Here is a 23,723-nt window from a genome sequence, read left to right as displayed (position 1 = left end):
GTTCCTTTCTTGATCCGAGTTACTTCTTCTTGCCGATTTCGGTGACGGGGCTCTTGATGGTCCGCTCCTTCACGTACTTTTCGTCAGCCGGGATGATCTTGCCGCCGCCGTAACCGCGGTCGCCCGGAGGCAGCTCGAAGAGCGGGGTGGTGTCCTCGTACTTCAGGTCGGGCATGTCCGCGCCCACGGGCCAGTAGGCCAGGGTCCGGTTGAGCCACTCGGCGTCGTTGCGCTCGGGGAAGTCCTCGCGGTTGTGGGAGCCGCGCGATTCGGTGCGCATCAGGGCCGCCTGGGCGATGCACAGGGCCAGGCGGACCTGCCCCTCGATCTTGAGGGCGGCGGCCAGCTCGTGGTTCGGGCCGGCGCCGTCGGACACCAGGCCGACCTTGCGGGCCTTCTCCAGGGTGGACTGCAGGGTGGCGACGCACTCTTCCAGCCCTTCCTTGTTGCGGAACACGAAGCAGCCCTTCATCAGGGCGTCCTGCATCTCGCCGCGAACCTTGTAGACGTTGAGCTTGCCGTTGCGGCCGTGGATCACGTCATGGATGCGTTCCTGCTGCCGCTTGACCTCGGCGTTGATGGCGGCGGTGTCGAACTTGGTCTCGTATCCCTTGAGGAACTCGACGATCTTGGCACCGATGATGCCGCCCGCGACCACGGTTTCGGCCAGGGAGTTGCCGCCCAGGCGGTTGAAGCCGTGCATGTCCCAGCAGGCCGCTTCGCCCGCGGAGTACAGACCCTTGAGGCCGTAGGCCGCGCCGTCCTTGTTGGTCCGGATGCCGGCCATGGTGTAGTGCTGGGTCGGGCGCACGGGGATCAGCTCCACGCGCGGGTCCACGCCGAGGAAGTGGTGGCAGATCTCGTCCACTTCGCGCAGCTTGGTGGAGATGTGCTTGTCGCCCAGGTGGCGGATGTCGAGCCACAGGTGCTCGCCGTAGGGGGACTTGACGCCCTTTCCGGCGCGCATGTGCTCGGTCATGCGGCGGGAGACCACGTCGCGGGAGGCCAGCTCGGCCTTTTCCGGCTCGTAGATGTGCATGAACCGCTCTTCGTTGACGTCGAGCAGGGTTCCGCCGTCGCCGCGGCAGCCCTCGGTGACCAGGATGTCGGTGGGCACGATGCCGGTGGGGTGGAACTGGATGGACTCGGGGTTGCCGATGGGCACCACCCCGGTCTCGTGGGCCAGGATGTGGCCGCCGCCGTCGCAGATGACCGCGTTGGTGGTGGCCTTGTAGATGCGGCCGAAGCCGCCGGTGCAGATGGCGGTCGCCTTGGCCAGGAAGACTTCGAGCTGGCCGGTGCGCAGGCAGCGGACCACCGCGCCCATGCAGGTCTCGCCGTCATGGATGAGGGCGATGGCCTCCTTCTTGTCGAAGACGTCGATGCCGAGCTCGGCGCAGCGGTTGTCCATGGTGCACATGACCGCGTGGCCGGTGCCGTCCGAGGTGTAGCAGGTGCGCCACTTGGCCGTGCCGCCGAAGGAGCGGGCGGTGATCAGCCCCTCGTTTTCCTCTTTCTCGTATTTTTCGAATTTCTCGCCGCCCTTGAAGTAGAAGGACTGGCCGGGGACCACGCGGTTCCAGGGCACGCCCCAGGCCGCCAGGCGGCGCATCTCGATGGGCGCGGCGTCGGCGAAGAGGCGGGCGACCTCCTGGTCGCAGCCCCAGTCCGAGCCCTTGACGGTGTCGATGAAGTGGACGTCCGGGCCGTCGCCCTCGCCCTTGGCGCAGTTGCCCAGGGCGGCCTGCATGCCGCCCTGCGCGGCCGAGGAGTGGGAGCGCCTGGCCGGGACGATGGACAGGCAGGTGGCCTTGAATCCGTTCTGCGCGGCCTCGCAGGCCACGCGTTCGCCGGCCAGTCCGGCGCCGATGACCAGCAGGTCGGAATAGTAAGTCTGCATTTTCAACTCCTCGCTAGCCTAACGTTACGAAGCGGATCAGGGTGATGACGCCGATGACCATGAAGATGGTGAACAGGGTGGTCTCGAAACGCTTGAACCCCTTGCGCTGATCGGATTTCACGAATCCCCATTTCACGGCGATGCGGTAGAAACCGACGCTGACGTGAAGCTCCACGCAGGGAAGGAGGATCATGTAGAAGACGAACCACCAGAAGTGCTGCATGCGCGCGGCGGACTTGGCGGCGGTGATGGGCAGGTCGTTGAGCACGACCCACATGTGGATGGCGCCCAGGATCAGGATGATCATGGCGGTCCCGGCCTGGACGACCCAGAGCCAGGTGTCGCGGTGCTTGAGCATCTTCGCGTGCTGCCAGATGACGGCCTGTCCCTCGGCGCGGAAGGGAATCTTGCGCGCGGCCAGGACGAAGTGGACCAGGAAGGTCAGGAAGATCAGGGGCCCGCCCACCTGGGCCATGTAGGTGGCCTCGAAGAAGCCTGCGATGGCGTTCATGACGCTCGGAGAGATGACTACCGAGGAAACGAGCAGCATGTGACACCACATGAACAGGATCAGGCTCGCGCCCGTCAGCATCTGGAGCCAGTCGAGACCGGCGTCGGTGCGGGACAAGCCTGGGACGGATGTCGTAAAGGTTTTCATCATTCTTCACCTGTGGTTCTTGATTGATACGAATGGGGAGAGAATCTCTGCCTCATCAACCGCTGTCCATTGCGTGCGGATCGGTCGGGAGCCGCCTGCCGCCTCGTTCTCGTCCGAGGCAACATTTCGGGGTCCTTCCGCGAACCTCCTCAACCCATGGAAATGGATCGCAACGACTCTCTTGAGCAACAGGCATGCCAGAAGACCGTGACGAAAAAGTCACGGTATTCCGGCGCTATAAAAAGTCAGGATTTGGGGAGTGAGCGAGTTCTTGCCAATCGGGCGGGTGCGGATCGGCAAGAATCCGCCGAGGGATTATTCAGACCGTTTCAGTCCGTATTTGGTCATTTTCTCGTTCAGGGTGCGGCGGGGGACGGCGAGGTCGTTCATGACGTCCTTGATGGACCCGCCGTTGCGGGTCAGGGACTCCTGGATGAGGTGGCGCTCGAACAGGGAAACCTGCTCGCGCAGCCCCACCGCCGGGGTGGTGTCGCCCGCCTTGTCGGGCATGATCCGGGCGATGCGCTCGTTGGGCGGCAGGGGCGAGAGGATGTACCGCTCGGCCAGGCTCTTCAGCTCGCGGACGTTGCCGGGCCAGTCGTGGCTCATGAGCAGGGCCAGGCTCTCCGGCCCCAGCGGCTCGGCGGTCATGCCGTAGGTGTCGGCGGTGCGCTCCAGGAAGAAGGAGAAGAGCAGGGGGATGTCCTCCATGCGTTCGCGCAGGGGCGGGACGTTCACCTCCACCGTGTTGATGCGGAAATAGAGGTCCTCGCGCAGCCGTCCTTCCTCGATGGCCGTGCGCGGGTGCTCGTTCATGGCGGAAATCAGCCGAAAGTTCACCGGCCGGGGGGTATTGGCCCCCAGGGGGATGATCTCGCGCATCTCCAGGGCGCGCAGCAGCTTGCCCTGGACGTCCAGGGGCATGGAGTTCAGCTCGTCCAGGAACAGGGTCCCGCCGTTGGCCGCCTCCAGCTTGCCCACGCGTTTGCCGCTGGCCCCGGTGAACGCGCCGGACACGTGGCCGAAGAGCTCGCTTTCGGCCATGGACACCGGGATGGTGGCGCAGTTCAGCGCCAGGTACGGCCCCTTGTTCAGGGTGGACAGGGTGTGGATGGCGCGGGCGATGACCTCCTTGCCCGTGCCGGTCTCGCCGAAGATGAGGATGTTGGCGATGGTCGGGGCGATGTGGGTGATCTCCTTCTTGAGCTCCCGCATGCTCGGGCTGGTGCCGACCAGCCGGGAGTCGATGCCCTCGCACCCGGACAGGGCCATCTTGAGCTGGCGGTTTTCCAGCACCAGGCGGCGCTTTTCCAGGGCGCGCTTGATGGTTTCCACGATCTGCTCGGGGTCGAAGGGCTTCTCCACGAAGTCGTAGGCCCCGCCCTGGATCGCCTCCACGGCCATGGCGATGTCGCCGTGGCCGGTGAACAAAACCACCGGGATGTGCGGGTCGATGTCCTGGATGTGCTTCTGGAAGGCGAGCCCGTCCATGCCCGGCATCTTCACGTCGGTGAGCACGATGCCCGCATAGTCCGGGGTGATGTCCTTGAGCGCGATCCTGGCGTCGGCGTAGTCCGTGACGTCGAAGTCCGACAGCTCAAGCCATTGCCTTGCCGAGTCGCGGACCGACTGTTCGTCGTCCACGAGAATGACCTTGGTCATAGTTTGGCTTCCTGTTGGTGTTTGCAGAGGGGAAGGTGGATGAAGAACTCGGCCCCGTTGGGCTCGCGGTTGGCCACCCGGAAGTCGCCGCGCATGTCCTTGACGATCTTGTACGAGATGGACAGGCCGAGGCCCACGCCGATGCCCTCTTTCTTGGTGGTCACGAAGGGTTCGAAAATCTTTTTGCCGACCTCTTCGGCGATGCCCGGACCATTGTCCCAGACGTGGATGGTGGCCCGGTCGCCGTCCTCGTAGAGGCGCACGCCGATGAGCGGTTCCGGGGTGTCCTGCAGGGCGTCCAGCCCGTTGCGGAAGAGGTTGATGAGCACCTGCTCCATGCGCATGCGGTCGCCCATGACCTGCACGGGCTGACCCGGCATGGAGAGCTTGAGGTCGCAGTTCTCGACCACGAACTGGTGCTTCATCAGGTTGAGCGCCTCCTTCACGGCCTGGCGCAGGTCGAACTCGATCTCCTTGTCCGTGGTCTTGCGGGCGAAAGACTTGAGCTGCCCGGTGACCTTGGCCATGCGGTCGCCCAGCTCCGAGACCTTGCGCAGGGTGGGGTCCAGGTCGTCCAGCTTGTCGCGCTTGAGCATCAGGCGGCAACTGGCCACGTAGGTCTTGGTGGCCGCGATGGGCTGGTTCAGCTCGTGGGCGATGGCCGTGGCCATCTCGCCCAGCGCGGCCAGCTTGCCCGCCTGGATCAGCTCCTCCTGGGCCGCGCGCAGCTCGTGCTCGGTCCGCTTGCGCTCCTCGACCTCCTGCTCCAACTGGCGGTTGATGTCCCTGATGCGGTTGGCCTCCACCGCCTGCTGGCGGGAGATCTCCCGCTGGCGGCGTTCGCGCAGGAAGAGCCGGGTCAGCACGGCCAGCCCCAGGAGGACGAAGGTGGTCAGGGAGACGCCGAGGGTCCGCTCCCACAGGGGGGCCTGGGGGGTCAGGTAGCTGATCTTCCAGTCCGTGCCGGAGATGCCCCGGGTGTTCATCAGGAACCGCTCCTTGCCGATGGTCGTCTCCTGGACGAAGCCGAACCTGGTCCGGGTCTTCCACGGCAGGTGCTTGAGCTGGAACCGGGGATAGTGCTCCCGGTTATGGATCTCCTGGATGGTGCCCTCGTCCAGCGGGGTCAGGGACATGTACTTCCACGACGGGCGGCTGGTCAGGACGATGACCCCGTTGGCGTCGGTCACGAACAGGGTCTCGCCGCCCTCCTTCCAGAGATGCTCCAGGGGGGACAGGGCGATCTTGGCCACGGCCACGCCGATGACCTCGTCCCGGTCCTTGATGGGGTGCGAGATGTAGATGCCCGGCTCGCCGCGGGTGATGCCCACGCCGAAGAAGGTCCCCTGTCGGCCTTCCATGGCGTCGCGGAAGTAGGGGCGGAAGCCGAGGTCCAGGCCGATGAAGGCGTTGGGGCGGTCCCAGTTGGAGGCCGCCTTGACGACGCCGTCCGTGCCGATGATGTAGACCACGGACGACTCGGCGATGGTGTTCACGCGCTTGAGGAACCGGTTGACCGGCACGCCCTCGCCGCCCTTGGTCAGGAAGGCGGAGACCATGCCGTTCTCGGAGATCAGGTAGGGCAGGTATTCGTACTTGCGCAGCTCCGAATCGAGGGTCATTTCGTACAGGGTCAGCCGCTCGTCCGAGACCTGCTTCAGCTCCTGGAGATAGTCGTACTGCACCAGCAGCCCGACGATGAACGGCAGGCCGACGAGCAGCAGCAGCCCCATGGTCACGGCCGGGGCGTTGAACCGGGTTTCGTTGAGTTTCATGTCCGCGCCTTCTCCCTGGTTCCGGGAGATGTGGTCCGTCCTCCGGGGGCCGTTTTCCCATCGATAGGCGGAAATCCGCCTATTACGCAAGGGGCAAAATGGGCGTCCGCTCGGCGTGAATCGGCCAATAGTCCGAAATAATGGCAGTTATTCCAAATCATCTCTGGGATCATGGGGTTGGTGTAGCAAATAGGATACCGAACCGGGGGCGAAAGCGGCTCAGTGCGGGAAATTGTCGGTGTAGGCCACGGTGCGGTCGGGCAGGAACCAGATGGCCGCGCTGTCCGGGGAGTAGCGTTTCAGGAATTCGGTCCCCCTGGCCGGGCCCATGATGAACAGGGTGGTGGCCAGCCCGTCGGCCAGCTCCGCCGTGTCCGCGATGACCGTGACGCCGATGGACTCGTGGGCCGAGTCCAGGGTCGACGGATCGATGATGTGGTGGTGGCGCTGCCCGTCCGCGCCGTCGCCCGCGTCCACGAACTGCTGGTAGTCCCCGGAGCCGCATACGCTGCGCTCCCGGATGGGGATTGTCTGGAACACGGCGGAGGTGCGCGGGTGGCGGACGCCCACCCGCCACTGGCGGTCGCCGAAACAGCGGAAGTCGCCGCCCGCCTCCACGATGCCCGCCCGGATGCCCTGCTTTTGGAGCAGCTCCACGGCGGCGTCCACGATGGTCCCCTTGGCGATGCCGCCGAGGTCCAGGGCCATGCCCCGCTTCTTGAGCCGGACCCTGGCGCCGGGCCGGTCCAGGAGCACCAGCCGGTAGTCCACCAGCCCGGACTTGGCCCGGGCCACGGATTCGTCCATGGCGTAGTAGAAGGGCGAGGTGGTCAGCGCGCCCACCGTGGGGTCGAACACCCCGTTCGTGGCCCTGCTCAGTTCGAGCGCCCGCGTGAGCAGGGAGAAGGTCCGGGGCGAGGGCTTGACCCAGGACTGCCCGGCGGCGCGGTTGATGCGCCCCACGGAGCCGCGCGGGTTGCGGTGGTCGAAGTCCTGCTGCAGGGCGCGCATGGCGGTCATCGCCCGGCGCGCGGCCAGGGACGCGCCCTCGCGGCTCTGCGCCTCCAGGGTCAGATTGACCACCGTGCCCATGGCCACGTCCGTGAACCGGTAGAGGTCCCGTTCCGGGCGGTCCAGGCCCAGGTTGGGGGAGAGGCCGGCGGTCATCAGGGCCGCGAACAGGATGCCGAGGCAGACCACGGCGGTGCGGACCATGCCGCGCCCCCAGTGGAATTGCTCGCGAAAGACCACGGCCAGCATGGGCAGGCAGCAGAACGCGCCGAGCACGGCCGCCGCCTGGAGGGCGGGCAGGGGCGAGTGGAGCCGGGCGATGATCAGCCCGCCGAGCAGCGGCCCGAACAGGAAGCCCAGGCCCGAGGCGAGGTTGGCCGCGCCGAAGATGGCCCCCTGCCTGCGGGTCAGGGTGGAGGCCAGGAACATGGACGCCGGGATGGACAGGGCCGAGCCGAACCCCATGAGCGTGCCGAAGGTCACGAACTGCCACAGCCGGGTGCACTCGCCCAGGGCGAACAGGCCGCACGCGCTGAGCAGCATGCCGAGGACGATGCGGTCCATGTGCGGGGCGCGGTGGGTGAACCGGCCCGACAGGGCCAGCCCCAGGAAGGTGGCCAGGCCGGGAACGGCGTAGACCGCCGCCACCACCGGGCCGTGCCGCCCCAGGGCGGAGGCCAGGACGATGGGATAGAAGGCGGTCAGCAGCCCGATGCCCAGGCTGCGCCCGCCGATGGCCAGGAGCAGGGCGAAGGTCTTCTCGCGGGACGGGCGCGGGTTCCCGGCGGGTTCCTCCTCGCGGGGGCGGGTGGTGGCTGTCCCGGCGGGCAGCAGGCCGGTGGCGGCCAGGGCCAGCCCCAGGCAGAGGACCAACCCCAGCAGCACCGGCTCCATGGTCCCGCCCTGGTAGAGCAGCCCGCCCAGGATCGGCCCGGCAAAGGTCGCGCCGCTGAACAGGGCGGCGTGGACCGCGAACCGCCGGGACAGGGCCGGGCCGGAGCCGGAGCCGCCCAGGGCGGCCAGCCCCACGGGCCGGACCAGGCCGGAGACCAGCCCCAGGCAGATCTGGATGGCGTAGAGCGTCATCAGAGAGGGAACGGCGAAATAGGCGAGGGGGACGAGGCAGCCCGCGCAGGTGGCCGCGATGAGCACGCGCCGGGGGCCGAACCGGTCGGCGGCCAGCCCGGACAGGGGCGAGACCAGGAGCTTGGCCAGATAGTACCCGGCAAAGGCGGTGCCGATCCACGCGCCGCTGACCCGCTCGTCCAGGGAGACCAGGGGCAGGATGAAGGCGAACAGCCCCACGCCCAGGGCGGAGAAGAGTCCGCCCCCCAGGATGGCGACGAGGGTTCGGTTGCTCGTGGTCGGCTGCATGTCGTTCCCGGCGTCAGTGGACGAACTGCTCGTTGAAGATGCGCTCCTCCAGGGAGTGGTCCGGGGCGAACAGGATGCGGGCCTCGCGCTCCAGGTCCTCGCGGACGTGGATGTGGGCCGCGTTGCGGACCTCCAGAAAGTCCGCGGTGACGTTCACCGGGCGGCGGCGGGGGGCGAGGATCTCGAACTCCACGGTGGCGGTGTTGGGCAGCAGCGCGCCGTTCCAGCGCCGGGGCCGGAAGGGGCAGATGGGGGTCAGGGCCAGGACGTTGGAGCCCATGGGGATGATCGGGCCGTGGGCGGACAGGTTGTAGGCCGTGCTGCCCGCCGGGGTGGCGATCATGACCCCGTCGCAGACCAACTTGTCCAGGCGCTCCCGGCCGTTGATGAACAGCCGGATGTTGGCCGACTGCTGGGAGTTGCGGAGCATGGCCACCTCGTTGAAGGCCAGGGCCGGGATGCGTTCGCCGTCCACGGTGGTGGCGGTCATGGCCAGCGGGTGGAGCAGGTGAACCTGGGCCGCGCGCAGCTTTTCCGGCAACCCGTCCGGGTCGAACTGGTTGAGCAGGAACCCGATGGAGCCGCAGTTCATGCCGTAGATGGGGATGTTCCGGTCCAGGTTCTCGTGCACGGTGCGGAGCATGAAGCCGTCGCCGCCCAGCGCCACCAGGACGTCGGCCTCGTCCGGGGGGACCAGCGGGTAGCGTTCCTTCAAGACGGCGTGCCGCTCCCTGGCCGTGGGCGTATCCGAGGCCGCACAGGCGATTCGCAGTGGTTCGATGGTCATGGCTCGATCCTGTTTTGGACGGTTTCCTGCCGGACCCACTACAACGCATGGCCGGTTCCGTAAAGGGGGGAGTCCGTCGGCGCGAGGCTCGAAAACGAGTGCGCGCCGCCCGGAGGTCCGGGCGGCGCGCAGGGGAGTATTGCCGGTTTTCCCGGCGAAATCAGATCGCTTCGTCGCGGTGGCAGTCCTTGGAGTAGATGTACTCCATGCGGGTCAGCCCGGTGCCGTAGCAGGCCTGCTTGCAGTAGGGGGCGAACCACAGGAAGTCCTCGGTCTGCACCGGAATCCATTCCTCGTCGAGGAGATACAGCCCCTGGCCCTCGTAGATGTAGGCACCGTGCTCCTGGACGTGGGTCTCCACAAAGGGATGGCAGCCGCCGGGCAGGAACGCCAGGGTGTGGAAGTTCATGTCAAAGGCCTCGTCCACGGGCAGCAGGTCGCGCACGAAGACGTTCTCCATGTTGTCGTAGAACCGCTCCTCGATGGCCCGGATGGAGCCGGTGACCATCCACGGCCTGCGCATCTCCGGGTCCGGGTGGGGCACGAACCGCTGCTTGTAGAGCAGGATGCGCACCGGCGCGTCGCCCGCCGAGGCGAAGCCGACGCCCTTGCCCGGGGGCGCGTAGACGTACCCCCGGCGGCCAGGGTCTCGGCGCGGCCGTCCACGGTGACCTTGAGGGTCCCGGCTCCGTCCAGGACGAAGAGGAACGACTCCACGCCCTCCTCGCGGCCGTATGGGATGGTGGTGTGGCCCTTTTCGGACACGGTCCCGATCAACTGCACGAAGTTGGCCCCGAGCTTGGGCGAGGCCAGGATGGTCATGGCGCATCCCTTGATGCCGGGGACCACGTTGGTCACCCGCCCCTCGTCGGAGATGACCGCGTATTTGCCGGGGACGAAGACGGAACGGTTCTTCAGGAACCCTTTTGGATAGGGCATGGTTGCTCCTTGTTGTGTTCGGCCTGCTTGAGATTCGGTCCGGGGCGCGGCGGAGAGGTCGGTTCCGCCGCGCCCCGGCGAGGGGAGGTGTACTATTTTCCGAACTTGTCGCGCCAGATTTTTCCGGTCTTTTCCATGTCCGAATCCGCCCAGGTGCGGCGCATGCGGTTCAGGGTGGGCATTCCCAGGGAAAATTCCTGCAGCCAGTTGCGGGCGAAGATGCCGCGCTCGGTCTCCTGGAAGATTGCTTCCATGGCTGCCTCGTTGATGACGCGCGGGCCGCTGTGGCGCACGGCGAATTCGCAGGTCCGGCTGGCCCGGGAGGTCAGGTAGGACTCGATGCCCACGGCGTCGATGTCGTCGATGATCGAGCGGATGGAGCGGATCGCCTTGGCGTAGGCGAAGGAGCGCGGGTAGCCGTTCCTGACCATGATGTCGAACATGGTGCGCATGAGATGGATGGTCCCGCCGTAGAGCACCTGCTCCTCGTAGTTGTCGCCCTCGGTCTCGTGCTGGAAGGTCATCTCGACCACGCCCACGCGGGTGGAGCCGACCGCCTTGGAGATGGCCAGGGCCGTGGCCATGGCGTTGCCGCTGACGTCCTGGTCCACGCTGACGCAGCCCCAGATGCCGGAGCCGTCCTTGAATTTCTGGCGGGTGACCGGGCCGGGGCCGTTGGGCACGAACAGGACCACGTCCACGTCCTTGGGCGGCTTGATGGTGCCGTAGAGGATGGCGAAGCCGTGGGCGAAGCTCAGGGTCTGGCCCGGCTTCAGGTGCTTGTGGATGGAGTCGTAGTACACGGACGGCTGGGCCGGGTCCTGGAGCAGGATGTGGACGATGTCCGCCTTTTCCACGGCCTCCTCGATGGAATAGACCTCGAAGCCGTCCGCCTCGGCCTTGTCCCAGCTGGAGTGGCGGGTGCGGTCGCCCGCGCCCACGATTATGTTCACGCCGCTCTCGCGCATGTTCATGGACTGGGCGCGGCCCTGGCTGCCGTAGCCGATGATGGCGATGGTCCTGCCGTCGAGGACGGACAGGTCCACGTCCTCGTCGCGGTAGATCTTCTCGAATTGGATGTCGCTCATGGTAGTTCCTTTTTGTGCTGTATGGGTCCGCGCGGAGGGCTTAGGCGTACTCCGCGCCTTCGGGGTCGTTGCAGGTCTTGACCAGGCAGTTGAGGAGCACGTCGGCTCCGGCCGCGCAGTCGGTCCAGGAGGTCTCTTCCACCTCGGCGTGGCTCCGGCCGCCGATGGACGGCACGAAGATCATGGCGCTGGGCGTGGACTGGTTGATGTACACGGTGTCGTGGGACGCGCCCGAGACCATGTCCAGGGCGGGCAGCCCCAGTTCGCGCGCGGTGTCGCGGATCAGGGACACCAGCCGCGGATGGAAGGGCGCGCGCTCCACTTCCCAGGTGCGGCGCAGCTCGGCGGTGGTCCCGGTGACCCGCGCCTTTTCGGCCACCGTCCTCTCGATCTCGGCGCAGACGCGGTCGGTCTCCGTCTCGTCCCAGCCGCGCACGTCGATGGTGAAGTGGACCTTGCCCGCGATGACGTTGCGCGAGTTGGGGGAGGGGTGCACCTCGCCCACGGTGGCCACCACGCCGTCGGAGTCGAGGCCGATGGCGAAAATCTCCGAGGCCATGCGGGCGAAGGCGTGGATCGCGTCCTGGCGCTCGTCCATGGGGGTCGGCCCGGCGTGGTTGGGCACGCCCTCGATAAACACGTCGAACCAGCGGAGGCAGACGATGCCCTTGGGCACGCCGATGGTCATCCCCCGGCGCTCCAGCACCGGCCCCTGTTCGATGTGGTACTCGAAATTGGCGTGCAGGGGGCCGGGGTTGAAGTCCTCGTCGCCCTTGTAGCCGATGCGTTCGAGTTCCGCGCCGAAGGTAAGGCCGTCGCGGTCCTTCAGGGCGTACATGGCCTCTCGGTCGAGCTTTCCCGCGAACACGCCCGAGCCGGTGGTGCCGGGGGTGAAGCGGCTGCCCTCCTCGTTGGTCCAGTTGACCACGATGAGGTCGCGCTCCAGGGTCGCGCCCGCGTCGTTCAGGGCGCAGACCGCCTCCAGCCCGCCGACGATGCCGAGGATGCCGTCGAAGCGGCCGCCCTGGGGCTGGGAGTCGCAGTGCGAGCCGGTCATGACCGGGCGCAGGGCGCGGTTCTTGCCGGGGCGGACAAAGAACATGTTGCCCATGCGGTCGATCTTCGTCTCGCAGCCCGCTTCCTCGAACCAGGCCCGCAGCCGGTTTCGGGCGTCCCGGTCCTCGTCGCTCAGGGCCAGCCGGGTGACGCCCCCGTCGGGGGTCGCCCCGTAGGCGGCGATCTCGGTCAGGAACCGTTGCAGCCGCTCGGGATTGATATGGATGGTGTTCATGATCTTCTTGCGGTTGAGGGTTAATCGATGGCCTGGATGAAGGAGGCCAGTTCCGGTGTGGACGGTGCGGCGAAGAGCGCCTTGGGGTCGCCCTGCTCATGGACCTTGCCCTGGTGCATGAAGACGAGCTTGTCGCCGACCTCGCGGGCGAAGCGCATCTCGTGGGTGACCATGATCAGGGTCATGCCCTCCTCGGCCAGCTTGCGGACCACTTCCAGGACCTCGCCCACCAGCTCCGGGTCCAGGGCCGAGGTGATCTCGTCGCACAGCAGGACCTTGGGCTGCATGGCCAGGGAGCGGGCGATGGCCACCCGCTGCTGCTGGCCCCCGGACAGCTGGTCGGGATAGGCGTTGAACTTGTCGGCGAGGCCCACCCGGGCGAGCATTTCCTCGGCCAGGGCGCGGACCTCACTCGAATCCACCTTCTTGACCTGCTTCGGGGCGAGCATGACGTTCTCCCCGGCGGTCAGGTGGGGGAACAGGTTGAACTGCTGGAAGACCATGCCGACCTTGAGGCGCAGGGGGCGGAGATCCGCCTCGGTGCCGGTCCGGCGGTCGCCGTCGATGACCAGGATGCCGTCGTCAAAGGACTCCAGGCCGTTGAGGATGCGCAGCAGGGTGCTCTTGCCGGAGCCGCTGCGGCCGATGATGGCCACGACTTCGCCTTCCGCGACCTTCAGGTCGACGCCCTTGAGGACCTCGTTGTCCCCGAAACTCTTGTGAATGCCCTCAGCGGCTACAAGCGGCATGGAGCCTCCTTTCCACCTGTCTGGCCAGGGCCGACAGCGGATAACAGATGATGAAGTATCCCAGGGCGACCAGGCCGTAGACGAGCAGCGGCTTGAAGGTCGCGTTGGAGATCATGGAACCGGTCTTGGTGATTTCCATGAAGCCTATGATCGAGGTGACCGCGGTTCCCTTGACCACCTGGACCGAGAATCCGACGGTGGGGGGTACGGCGATGCGGACGGCCTGGGGCAGGATGACGAAGCGCAGCTGTTGCCAGCGGCCCAGGGCCAGGCTCTCCCCGGCCTCCCATTGGCCGTTGGCGATGGACTCCACGCAGCCGCGCCAGATTTCGGCCAGGTAGGCGCTGGTGAACAGGGTCAGCCCCAGGGCGGCGGTGGCCAGCGGCGAGATGTCGAAGCCGAGCAGGCCGATGCCGAAGAAGATCAGGAAGAGCTGCATCAGGAGCGGCGTGTCCTGGAAGAATTCGATGTACGCCCGGGCGGGCCGGGACAGGGCCGGGCGGGACGAGATGCGGGCGATGAGGATCAGCAGGCCGACCGCGCCGCCCGAGACAAAGGCGATGAGCGACAGCCCGACGGTCCAGGCCGCTCCCAGGAGGAGATGGCGGACGATGTCCCAGAGGGTGAATTCGATCATGCCGTCCTCCCGAAGATGAACCTGTTGCCCAGGACGTACAGGAACTTGCGGACCATGATCGCCAGCAGGAGGTACAGGAACGTGCTGAAGGCATATATCTCGAACGCCCGGAAGGTCCGCGACTGGATGAGGTTGGCCGTGTAGGTCAGCTCCTGCGCGGCCACCTGGGAGCAGACCGACGAGCCGAGCATGACGATGATGATCTGGCTGCACAGGGCGGGCCAGACGTTCTTCAGGGCCGGGCGCAGGACCACGAAACGGAAGGTCTGCCAGCGGCTCAGGGCCAGTGATTCGGCGGCCTCCATCTGGCCGCGCGGGATGGACTGGACGCCCGCCCGGATGATCTCGGTGGAGTAGGCCCCGAGGTTCAGGGCCATGGCCAGGAACGAGGCCTCCCATCCGCTCAGCCTCACGCCGAGGGCGGGCAGGCCGAAAAAGATGAAGTAGAGCTGGACCAGGAACGGGGTGTTCCTGACGCATTCCACATACACGGTGTAGACCGGGTGCAGGATTTTCAACTTCCAGGCCCGGGAGACCGCGCCGAGAATGCCGGCCCCGATGCCGACGACCGATCCGAGGGCGGTCAGGAGCAGCGTCATCAGGCCGCCCTCGACGAACATTCCCCAGTTGCTGATGATCGGTTCGATGGAAAATTGATAGGACATGGCGTGGCCTTGAAGGGGCGGGAGGGCAACCTCCCGCCCCGGATCGTTTCTAGAGGTTCTCGGGCAGGGGGTTGTGCAGCCACTTCTCGGCGATGGCGCCGAGGGAACCGTCCTTCTTGGCGCCCGCGATGATGGCGTTGACCTGTTCCATGAGCGCGGGCTGCTCCTTGGCGACGCCCACGTAGCAGGGCGAGTTCTTGATCATGAACTTGGTCTCCAGCATCTTGGCGGGCTTCTTGTCGTTGATGGAGGCGGCCACGACGTTGCCGGTGGCGACCAGGTCCACCTGGCCGGTCTGGTAGGCGGCGATGGTCGAGCTGTTGTCCTCGAACCGCTTGATGACCGTGGACTGGGGCGCGACCTTGGTCAGCTCCAGGTCCTCGATGGAGCCGCGGGTGACGGCGACGGTCTTGTCGGCCAGGTCGGCGGCGGAGGCGACCTTCTCGTCACTGGTGCCGAAGACGCCGTTGAAGAACGGGGCGTAGGCGTTGGAGAAGTCGATGACCGCGGCCCGCTCGGGGTTCTTGCCCAGCGAGGAGATGACCAGATCCACCTTGCCGGTGGTCAGGTAGGGGATGCGGTTGGTGCTGGTCACCGGGACCAGCTTGACCTGCACGCCGAGCTTGGCGGCGATCAGGGCGGCCATGTCTATGTCGTAACCGATGGGCTGCATGTCCGGGCCGACGGAACCGAACGGGGGGAAGTCCTGAGGCACGGCGACCTTGAGGACGCCGGATTCCTTGATCTGCGACAGGGTGTCCGAGGCGAGGGCGGGGCCGCTTGCGAGGACCAAGGCCAGCATGCACGCGAGGGCGACCTTGCAGAAGGCGCTGATTGAAATGTTCATGTTCTCTCTCTCCAATTGATGTTTCGGTAAGCACAGTTTTTTGCCATCCGGTCTGACCGGTAAGCCATTGGTGGTTCATATTGCGGTTATTGTCAATATCAAAATTTTATCTTTCCAAAAATAAATCTAGATTAACAATAAAGTTAAATTGTAAGAAATTACCTGCAAAAATGTCGGTTGTTAAAAAAATGTGGACAGGGCGTCGCCAAGTATGGTTATGGTTTGACCATGTACTGGTCTTACCAGGTGGATTGGTTTCCGCCGGTCGATCGTTTTGCATCGGACTGGGAAAGTACGGGGGACAATGTGAGCAAGGAGAACAGCGTGGCACGCAAGTCGCGGTCCGACGAGGCCGTGGAGAGCATCGAGGCCATGATCGCCGAGAACGGATGGGGCAGCGGCTTTCAGCTGCCGTCCCAGCGGACGTTGGCCGATGAGTTGCCGTTCAGCAGGCCGACCATCCGGGAGGCCCTGGTGGCCCTGGAGGCCAGGGGGCGGATCGAGATCCGGCCCGGCAAGGGCGTGTTTCTGGCCGGAGGCGAGCCCGGCGGGGCGACGCCGTCCTCCGGGGCGAAGGTCCAGGTTCCCAGGGAGCTGTCCGGCAGGGTGTCCCAGATGTACCAGTTCCGCTATGCCGTCGAACCGGCCATCGCCGGACTGGTGGCGGTCAACGGCACCAACGCGCAGATCGCGGACATGAACGCGGTGGTGGAGGCCATGCGCAAGGCCATGGCCCGGCAGGATTTCGCCGCTTTCTTCGAGCTCGATTTTTCCTTCCACTCCCTGATGATCGAGGCCGCCAACAACCGGTTCTTCACCGAGGCCATCTCCCCGTTCATGGAGCTGTTTTTCGAGAGCCAGAAGCTCCCCTTGGCCTTTGACGAAGGCGTGGTGGAGACCGTCTGCGAGCATGAGGAGCTGATGCGGCACATCCAGGCGGGCGACGCGGCCGAGGCCCATCGGGCCATGGAGCGGCACATCCAGGGCGTGGCCAAGCGGGCCAGGGTCAAGCTGGTGGAGTAGGGCGCATCCTTCGGCATCGCCGGCCCGCCAGAATTTCCCGGCGGAGTCCTGTCCCATGCAATGGCCGGCGGAGACCGGCCGAAGGAGCTGCCATGAACGATCCAGTCAAGATCGGCATCGTCATCTGCGACCGTTACCGGCGCTGTGCCGGAGGCAAGTGCTTCCGCGCCCTGCGCAACCGGGAGGGCGCGTTCTCGCGCTATGCGGGCCGCGAGGTCGAGCTGGTGGGATACACCACCTGCGCCGGTTGCCCCGGCGGGAACGTGGAGTATCTCGGTGAGGAGATGGTCAAGAACGGCGTGGAGGTCGTCCATCTGGCCACCGGCCTGATCGTGGGCTACCCGCCCTGCCCGAACATCGACGCCTTCAAGTCCTTTCTGGAAGAGCGCTACGGCGTGGAGGTGGTCTGCGGCACCCATCCCGTCCCGCAGAAATATCTGGACATGCACACCCGGCTGGGGACCTGGCGGGAACCCCGCTGGGAGCCCGTGCTCGCGTCGGTCATGCCGGACGAGGCGACGCGCCGGGCGTACGACTAGCCGGATTCGCGGAAATCGCGGAGGGCGCCTTTCGCGCCCTTCCGCTATCCGGGAAGGCCTCGTCCTTAAGCGTCTGCTCCCCTAGATCTTGAAGCAGGCCCGGAACTCGTTGGCCCCGTCCTCGCGGCGGTAGTGGCAGTTGTCGGCCATGCGCTTGACCAGCAGCACGCCCAGGCCGCCCTCGGGCCGTCCGTCGAGGTCCGCCCCCAGGTCCGGCTCGGGGGCGCTCAGGGGATTGAAGGGCAGTCCCCAGTCGCGCACGCGGAGGCAGAAATAGCAGTTGCCCGCCCCGTCGCGGCCGGTCATGCAGCTCAATTCGACATCGCCGGTCCCGTCGGGATAGGCGTGGTTGGCCACGTTGGCGAAGAGCTCCTCGCAGACCAGCTCCAGCCGGTTCAGGATCGCGTCGGTGACGCAGTGCCGCTGGATCTCGTTGCGGGCGAAGGCCTGGGCCGCGGGCAGCCTGCTCAGGGTCGCCTTGATGCGGAAGGTGACGGCGCGCCTGGTCATAACGCGGCGAAGGTTTCGCCCGCCGTGGCGGTGACGGTGAACATGTTCTCCAGCCCGGCCACCTGGAAGACCTCGCGGACCATGCCGTCCAGGCCGCAGAAGCCGAGCTTGCCGCCCCCGGCGCGGAGCATCTTGGCCGAGGCCAGGATGGAGCGCAGTCCGGCGGAACTGATGTACTCCAGCCCGCTCAGGTCGGCGACCACGGCGGCCACGCCGTCGTCCACGAGGGTGCGCACGACCTTTTCCAGCTCCGGCGCGGTCAGGGCGTCCATGCGCCCGGCAATGGCGAGCACCACGCCGTCTTCGCGTCTGTCCACGGCTATATCCATCGATTCTCTCCTGTGGCCTTGTCGTTGCGGTTTTCGGGGTGGCGTCGCCCTCCGGGAGGGCGCAAATCCAGCCTTTCCCGGCAGTATCAGAAAAGCGTGCGGAAGGCTCTCATTTTCTGCATCGCCCGCCCCGCCCCGGCCCGGCGCGATTTTCGCCGGGCGGGGCGGGCAACCGCGCATTGCCTCCCGCCCGGAAATGCCTTAGTGAACCCCTTCGGGGCGAGGCCCGGAGCGGGCGCACCGGCGGCCGTCGTCCCTGTCGAACGATCCAGCAGCGGCCCGGGCGGAACGGTCCGGACCCGAGAGGAGGCTCCGCGCATGAAGGACATCAAGAAATTCATCTCCGGCTTCAGGAACTTTCGCAACGAATACTTCTGCCGCGAGGACGCTCCCTTCGAGCTGCTCTGCCGCGGCCAGTCCCCGACCACCATGGTCATCGCGTGCAGCGACTCGCGCACCGACCCCTCCTTCATCATGCAGTGCGAGCCGGGCGAAATCTTCGTGGTCCGCAACGTGGCCAACATCGTCCCGCCCTACGAGCGGGACGCGGGCTACCACGGCGTGTCCTCGGCCATCGAATACGCGGTCAAGGTGCTCCAGATATCCAACCTCATCGTCCTGGGCCATTCCCTGTGCGGCGGCATCGACGCGCTGATGCACGACGACAAGGTCCGGCACACCGAGTTCCTGTACAAGTGGCTGTCGGTCATGGGCCCGGTGCGCGAAGAGGTGGTGGACCACTTCGGCGAGGTCAACAAGAAGTCCTGCACCGCCTGCGAGATGGCGGGCATCCTCCAGTCCCTGCGCAACCTGCTGACCTTCCCCTGGATCACGGAGCGGGTGGAGGCGGGGACCCTGAACCTGCACGGCTGGTATTTCGACATGGAGTCCGGCCAGCTGCTCAGCTACCTGCGCCAGACCAAGACCTTCGAGCCGCTGGAGATCCCGACCACCTACGACGAATAGGGGCCCCTTGCGCACCGGGAGAAAAGGGACTACAACCGGAGCCGGTCGGCAGTTCACCCAGGCGTCGCCGCCCCTTTCGGGGAGCTAAACCTGCCTTCACTCCTTTCCGTTCGACACCTTGCAACCGTGCCGGGTCGGAAGTCGGCGACCACCGGCAATCCCCCCATCCGGGATAGGCGCGCAAGCGAGGATTTGTCATGTCCAGAACCCCCATGCCCTTTTACGCGGGCGACGTTTCCGCATTGGCCAAAAACCTGCGCCTCAAGCTGCAGGAGGCCGACGGAGCGCCCGGCCACGTCGAGCTGCTCAACATGCTCGTCAAGGCCGGAGGCTACCGCAACTTCCAGCACTTCAAGGCCCAGTTCGAGGCCGGGCAGGCTGCCGTGCCGCCCGAGGTCCGAGGTCCCGAGGTGGACTTCAAACGGGTCAAGAAGGTGGTCCGCCTGTTCGACGACCAGGGCTACCTGACCCGCTGGCCCAAGAAGTACTCCGAGCGGGTGCTCTGCCTGTGGGTCATGTGGTCGCGCATCGAGCCGCGCACCTTCTACAACGAGTGCGAGATCAGCGCCCTGCTGGAGCAGCAGCACCTGTTCGAGGACCACGCCCTGCTCCGGCGCGAGCTGGCCGACCACCGCATGGTGGAGCGCACCAGCGACGGCAGCCGCTACCGGCGCCTGGAGACCGCGCCGCCGCCCGAGGCGGTCGAGGTTTTCCGCCGGCTGCGCTAGCCGCGCCCGGGCCGATTCATCGGGACGCCGCCCCTCGGGACGGCGTCCCTTTTATTATCGAATGTGAAGATTCGCGTCCCTGGTTGTTTGCGCCGCCGGATTCGTGCTATGGTCGAACCCTGCCGCCATCAGGCGTTTATTCTACCAAGGAGAGCGAAGAATGCTGCCCGCACCCTATGATGCGATACTCAAGGAACTGCACCGTTTCATGCCCGCCGACCGCGTGTACACCGACCCGCTGCGCACGCTGGCCTACGGCACGGACGCCAGCTTCTACCGGCTGATTCCCAAGATCGTGGTCGACACCGACAGCGAGGACGAGGTCGTCCGCATCCTGCACGTGGTCAACACCCACGGGGTGGCGGTGACCTTCCGCGCGGCCGGGACCAGCCTGTCCGGCCAGGCCATCAGCGATTCGGTCCTGGTCCGGCTGGGCGACGGCTGGCGTCACTACCGCATCTTCGACGACGCGGCCAAGATCGAGCTGGAACCGGGCATCATCGGCAGCCAGGCCAACCGGTATCTCGCCCCCCACGGCAAGAAGATCGGCCCGGACCCGGCGTCCATCGACACCTGCAAGATCGGCGGTATCGTGGCCAACAACGCCTCGGGCATGTGCTGCGGCGTGGCCGAGAACTCCTACAAGACCCTGCACTCCATGCGGCTGGTCCTGGTGGACGGCACCCCGCTCGACACCGGCGACCCGGACTCCCGCGAGAAATTCGCCAAGAGCCATGCCCACATCCTCGACGGGCTGGCCGACATGCGCGCCCGCGTCCTGGCCGACAAGGCGCTGGCCGAGCGCATCCGGCACAAATTCAAGATCAAGAACACCACCGGCTACAGCCTGAACGCCATCGTGGACTTCGAGGACCCGTTCGAGATTCTCCAGCACCTGCTGGTGGGCAGCGAGGGGACCTTGGCCTTCATTTCCAAGGTCGTCTACAACACCGTGGTGGAGCACCCGCACAAGGCGTCCGCCCTGATGCGCTTCCCCGACGTCCGCTCGGCCTGCCGGGCCGCCACCGCCCTGCGCGGCGGGGCCGTGTCCGCGGCCGAGATCATGGACCGCGCCTCCCTGCGCTCGGTGCAGGACAAGCCGGGCATGCCCGAGGGGCTGGACAAGCTCGGCCCGGACGCCTGCGCCCTGTTGGTGGAGGTCCGCGCCGAAACCGCCAAGGAGCTGGACAGGAAGATCGCCAAGGTCAAGGAGACCATCAAGGACATCGAGCCGCTTGAGCCGCACCGGTTCACTCCCGATCCCGCCGAGTTCGGCAAGCTGTGGAACGTGCGCAAGGGGCTCTTCCCGGCCGTGGGCGCGGTCCGCGAGGCGGGCACAACGGTCATCATCGAGGACGTGGCCTTCCCCATCGAGTCCCTGGCCGACGGCGCGCTCGACCTCCAGGAGCTGTTCCGCAAGCACGGCTACGACAAGGCGATCATCTTCGGCCACGCCCTGGAGGGCAACCTGCACTTCGTCTTCACCCAGGACTTCAACGGCCAGGCCGAGATCGACCGCTACGAAGGATTCATGGAGGACGTCACCGACCTGGTGGCCAACAAGTACGAAGGGTCCCTCAAGGCCGAGCACGGCACCGGGCGCAACATGGCCCACTTCGTGGAGTTGGAGTGGGGCCGCGACGCCTTTGCCCTGATGCGCGAGATCAAGGAGCTGTTCGACCCGCGCGGGCTGCTCAACCCCGGCGTGATCATCAACGACGACCCGCGCGCGCACCTCAAGAACCTCAAGCCCCTGCCCGTGGCCGACGATCTCATCGACCGCTGCATCGAGTGCGGCTTCTGCGAGCCGGTCTGCCCGTCGCGGACCCTGACCCTGACCCCGCGCCAGCGCATCGTGGCCTACCGCGAGATCGCCCGGCAGAAGGACGCGGGCGAGGCCGCCCAGACGCAGAAGGCGTTCCACGACAGCTACGACTACGACGGCGAGGCCACCTGCGCCGCGGACGGACTGTGCGGCACGCGCTGTCCCGTGGCCATCGACACCGGCAAGTTCATCAAGCAGTACCGCGCCTGGGGCCACGGCCGCTGGGAAAACGCGGTCGCCTCCTTTGCCGCCGGGGCCACCGGCATGACCGTGCACGCCGTGTCCGGCGCGCTGCGCGTGGCGGGCACGGCCCACGACGTCCTGGGCGACAGAGCCATGGACGGCATGGCCTCCGGCCTGCATAAGTTCTCGGGCAAGCGCATCCCGCGCTGGAACACCTCCATGCCCCGGGCCGCCACCCCGGCCCGGCTCGAACCCAAGCCCGCCGCCGACCGCGTGGTCTACTTCCCGAGCTGCGTGGCCCGGCACATGGGCGCGGAAAAGCACGACCCGGACAAGACCGCCATCCGCGACCGGACGCTGAGCCTGCTCGCCAAGGCGGGCTACGAGGTCGTCTACCCCGCGAACATGACCAAGCTGTGCTGCGGCCAGCCGTGGGAATCCAAGGGGTTCATGAAGCAGGCGGACGAAAAGCTCCAGGAGCTGGAGTGCGCCCTGCGCGCCGCGTCCAACGGCGGCGTGCGCTAGCCGGCCTGTGCGAAGCAGGGCACAGAGCAGGTGCCGGAGTGCGCCCTGCGCGCCGCGTCCAACGGCGGCGAATACCCGATCCTGTGCGACACCAGCCCGTGCCTGTACCGCATGCAGGAGCACATCAAGGGGCTGAACCTCCTCGAACCCGTGCAGTTCGCGGTCCAGTACCTGGGCGACCGGCTGGAGTTCACCCCGGTGAACCGCAAGGTCGCCCTGCACATCACCTGCTCCTCGCGCAAGATGGGGCTGGCCCCGATCATGGAGAACCTGGCCCGCCAATGCGCCCGCGAGGTCGTGGTCCCGGATGAGATCTTCTGCTGCGGCTTCGCCGGAGACCGGGGATTCAACTACCCGGAACTCAACGAGGCGTCCCTCAAGGACCTGCGCAAGCAGCTCGACGGCTGCACCATGGGCTACTCCACCTCGCGGACCTGCGAGATCGGCCTCTCCCTGCACGGCAAGGTGCCCTACAAGAACTTCCTCTTCCTTCTGGATGAGGCCTCCTGGCCGAAAGGGTAGGGAATGTTTCCGGCGGCCAGAGGGGGAAACTTTCGAGAAAGTTTCCCCCTCCGGACTCCCCCTTCAAAGTTATTGGGGCTGACATAGATAACTATGTCAGCCCCAAAAGTTTAGGAAGGGAGAGGGGCAACCCTTCTCAAAGGGGTTTCCTCTCCCCTTCCCCCGACCGCCGGAGGCGTTTCCCTTACTTGGGCATGATGGCTTCGAGGTCCACCGCGATGTTGACGGTGTTGCCGATCATGAAGCCGCCGCCGTCGAGCGGGGCGTTCCAGTCGATGCCGAAGTCGCGGCGGTCGACGGAGAACAGGGCGGTGGCGCCGCGCCGGGTGTTGCCCCATGGGTCGACGCGCGGGTCGTCCAGGCCGGTGACGGTCAGGTCCACGGGCCGGGTCTTGCCCTTGATGGTCAGGTCGCCCTTGACGGTCCAGCCCTTGTCGCCCTTGGCCACGGATGTGCTCTTGAAGGTCATGGACGGGTGGTGCTCGACGTCGAAGAAGTCGCCGCTCTTGAGGTGGGTGTCGCGGGCGTCCACGCCGGTGTCTATGGAGTTCACGTCGATGGCGATGTCGAAGGCGGCGGGGGTGTCCTTGTCGAAGTCGATGGTTCCGGTGACGGCGGGGAACATGCCGCGCACCTGGGCGATCATCATGTGGCGGATGGAGAAGTGGGCCGCGGAGTGGTCCGGGTCCACGTTCCAGGTCTGGGCCAGGGCCGGGGTGGACAGGGCGACGGCCAGCAGCAGGGCGACGGCCGTCAGCAGGGTGCGGGTGTATGTCTTCATCACGATTTTCTCCTCTTGTTTGGGGCGCCGTGCGCCTTTGTGGTCATCCATAGAAATAAGTCGCCGGATCAAAACCGCAAGGGGCCGGAACCGTTACTGTCCGTAGCCGTAGGGAGGCTGTTGTTTCTTCCTGGCCCGCTTGACGCACAGCCGGTAGCAGAGCAGCGCGCCGATGATCATGCCGATGCCGAGCGTGCCGAGGAGCATGACGATCCGGGAGATGGTCAGGGTCATCCACAGGAAGGAGACCTGGGTCTGCTCGGTGTTCTGGATCAGGAACACGACCCACAGGAGGACCACCAGCACTTCGAAGCCGGTGCGGATCTTCTGCCACAGGGTCTGTTCGGGCTTGGCCGGGGTGACGGGGGTGTTGTTCGGGGTGTCCATGGTTGCCTCGCTTGGCGGTATT

Annotated in this window: 21 protein-coding genes and 1 pseudogene; 5 read left to right on the top strand and 17 right to left on the bottom strand. The window is 66.3% G+C overall.

The window, feature by feature from the left end:
- Nucleotides 1-19 precede the first annotated feature (19 nt).
- From AWY79_RS17500 to AWY79_RS17440, 13 genes are all read right to left on the bottom strand, one after another.
- The gene (locus tag AWY79_RS17500) at nt 20-1,900 is read right to left on the bottom strand and encodes a fumarate reductase flavoprotein subunit (protein ID WP_066806697.1); all 1,881 of its coding nucleotides are present in this window, start codon (nt 1,898-1,900) and stop codon (nt 20-22) included.
- Nucleotides 1,901-1,913: 13 nt separating this feature from the next.
- Complete coding sequence (locus tag AWY79_RS17495; protein WP_066807381.1) at nt 1,914-2,558, bottom strand: succinate dehydrogenase/fumarate reductase transmembrane subunit; 645 nt, start codon at nt 2,556-2,558, stop codon at nt 1,914-1,916.
- 315 nt (nt 2,559-2,873) lie between these two features.
- Nucleotides 2,874-4,220 (bottom strand): sigma-54-dependent transcriptional regulator, encoded by a 1,347-nt coding sequence (locus AWY79_RS17490; protein WP_066806695.1) that lies wholly within the window; start codon nt 4,218-4,220, stop codon nt 2,874-2,876.
- Entirely contained in the window at nt 4,217-5,995 is a 1,779-nt protein-coding gene (locus AWY79_RS17485; RefSeq protein ID WP_066806692.1) for a sensor histidine kinase, read from the bottom strand. Before AWY79_RS17485 ends, AWY79_RS17490 begins: the two co-directional genes overlap by 4 nt.
- Before the next feature lie 219 nt (nt 5,996-6,214).
- Entirely contained in the window at nt 6,215-8,380 is a 2,166-nt protein-coding gene (locus AWY79_RS17480) for an MFS transporter (protein WP_066806690.1), read from the bottom strand.
- 13 nt (nt 8,381-8,393) lie between these two features.
- Nucleotides 8,394-9,167, bottom strand: a complete 774-nt coding sequence (locus AWY79_RS17475) for an NAD kinase (RefSeq protein WP_066806688.1) — start codon at nt 9,165-9,167, stop codon at nt 8,394-8,396.
- Nucleotides 9,168-9,327: 160 nt separating this feature from the next.
- Nucleotides 9,328-9,996, bottom strand: coding sequence for a (S)-ureidoglycine aminohydrolase (gene allE / locus AWY79_RS19495; RefSeq protein ID WP_245392078.1), 669 nt, complete (start codon nt 9,994-9,996; stop codon nt 9,328-9,330).
- A 202-nt stretch (nt 9,997-10,198) separates the two neighbouring features.
- The gene (ilvC, locus tag AWY79_RS17465; protein WP_066806686.1) at nt 10,199-11,194 is read right to left on the bottom strand and encodes a ketol-acid reductoisomerase; all 996 of its coding nucleotides are present in this window, start codon (nt 11,192-11,194) and stop codon (nt 10,199-10,201) included.
- A gap of 40 nt (nt 11,195-11,234) precedes the next feature.
- A complete protein-coding gene (locus AWY79_RS17460) occupies nt 11,235-12,485 on the bottom strand; it encodes a Zn-dependent hydrolase (RefSeq protein WP_066806684.1) in 1,251 nt (416 codons plus the stop codon).
- A 20-nt stretch (nt 12,486-12,505) separates the two neighbouring features.
- Nucleotides 12,506-13,234, bottom strand: a complete 729-nt coding sequence (locus tag AWY79_RS17455) for an amino acid ABC transporter ATP-binding protein (RefSeq protein WP_066806682.1) — start codon at nt 13,232-13,234, stop codon at nt 12,506-12,508.
- A complete protein-coding gene (locus AWY79_RS17450) occupies nt 13,215-13,871 on the bottom strand; it encodes an amino acid ABC transporter permease (RefSeq protein WP_066807379.1) in 657 nt (218 codons plus the stop codon). The genes AWY79_RS17455 and AWY79_RS17450 overlap by 20 nt, the downstream gene beginning before the upstream one ends.
- Nucleotides 13,868-14,536, bottom strand: coding sequence for an amino acid ABC transporter permease (locus tag AWY79_RS17445; protein WP_066806680.1), 669 nt, complete (start codon nt 14,534-14,536; stop codon nt 13,868-13,870). Before AWY79_RS17445 ends, AWY79_RS17450 begins: the two co-directional genes overlap by 4 nt.
- Before the next feature lie 49 nt (nt 14,537-14,585).
- The gene (locus AWY79_RS17440; RefSeq protein ID WP_066806678.1) at nt 14,586-15,383 is read right to left on the bottom strand and encodes a transporter substrate-binding domain-containing protein; all 798 of its coding nucleotides are present in this window, start codon (nt 15,381-15,383) and stop codon (nt 14,586-14,588) included.
- 324 nt (nt 15,384-15,707) lie between these two features.
- On the opposite strand from AWY79_RS17440, the gene AWY79_RS17435 reads away from it, so the two are divergent.
- Together AWY79_RS17435 and AWY79_RS17430 are read left to right on the top strand one after the other, a co-directional pair.
- Entirely contained in the window at nt 15,708-16,406 is a 699-nt protein-coding gene (locus AWY79_RS17435; RefSeq protein WP_066806676.1) for a FadR/GntR family transcriptional regulator, read from the top strand.
- 92 nt (nt 16,407-16,498) lie between these two features.
- Complete coding sequence (locus AWY79_RS17430; protein WP_066806674.1) at nt 16,499-16,945, top strand: CGGC domain-containing protein; 447 nt, start codon at nt 16,499-16,501, stop codon at nt 16,943-16,945.
- An 81-nt stretch (nt 16,946-17,026) separates the two neighbouring features.
- Here the strand turns inward: AWY79_RS17430 and AWY79_RS17425 are convergent, their stop codons facing one another.
- Together AWY79_RS17425 and AWY79_RS17420 are read right to left on the bottom strand one after the other, a co-directional pair.
- Complete coding sequence (locus AWY79_RS17425; RefSeq protein ID WP_066806672.1) at nt 17,027-17,455, bottom strand: ATP-binding protein; 429 nt, start codon at nt 17,453-17,455, stop codon at nt 17,027-17,029.
- Entirely contained in the window at nt 17,452-17,784 is a 333-nt protein-coding gene (locus AWY79_RS17420) for an STAS domain-containing protein (RefSeq protein WP_066806670.1), read from the bottom strand. Before AWY79_RS17420 ends, AWY79_RS17425 begins: the two co-directional genes overlap by 4 nt.
- 318 nt (nt 17,785-18,102) lie before the next feature.
- Between AWY79_RS17420 and AWY79_RS17415 the strand changes: the two genes are divergently transcribed.
- The 3 genes and pseudogenes from AWY79_RS17415 to AWY79_RS17405 all read left to right on the top strand — a co-directional run bounded on the left by AWY79_RS17415 (nt 18,103) and on the right by AWY79_RS17405 (nt 22,533).
- A complete protein-coding gene (locus AWY79_RS17415; protein ID WP_066806668.1) occupies nt 18,103-18,750 on the top strand; it encodes a carbonic anhydrase in 648 nt (215 codons plus the stop codon).
- Nucleotides 18,751-18,947: 197 nt separating this feature from the next.
- Complete coding sequence (locus AWY79_RS17410; protein ID WP_066806667.1) at nt 18,948-19,478, top strand: DUF2087 domain-containing protein; 531 nt, start codon at nt 18,948-18,950, stop codon at nt 19,476-19,478.
- A gap of 160 nt (nt 19,479-19,638) precedes the next feature.
- Nucleotides 19,639-22,533: pseudogene (locus AWY79_RS17405) on the top strand (FAD-binding and (Fe-S)-binding domain-containing protein).
- A gap of 184 nt (nt 22,534-22,717) precedes the next feature.
- On the opposite strand, the gene AWY79_RS17400 reads toward AWY79_RS17405, so the two are convergent.
- Complete coding sequence (locus tag AWY79_RS17400; protein WP_066806665.1) at nt 22,718-23,314, bottom strand: YceI family protein; 597 nt, start codon at nt 23,312-23,314, stop codon at nt 22,718-22,720.
- 93 nt (nt 23,315-23,407) lie between these two features.
- Entirely contained in the window at nt 23,408-23,701 is a 294-nt protein-coding gene (locus AWY79_RS17395) for a lipopolysaccharide assembly protein LapA domain-containing protein (protein ID WP_066806663.1), read from the bottom strand.
- Nucleotides 23,702-23,723 lie beyond the last annotated feature (22 nt).

It is taken from the genome of Pseudodesulfovibrio indicus (genome assembly GCF_001563225.1).
Lineage (GTDB): Bacteria > Desulfobacterota > Desulfovibrionia > Desulfovibrionales > Desulfovibrionaceae > Pseudodesulfovibrio > Pseudodesulfovibrio indicus.
This window is presented reverse-complemented; position numbering and strand designations above follow the sequence as displayed.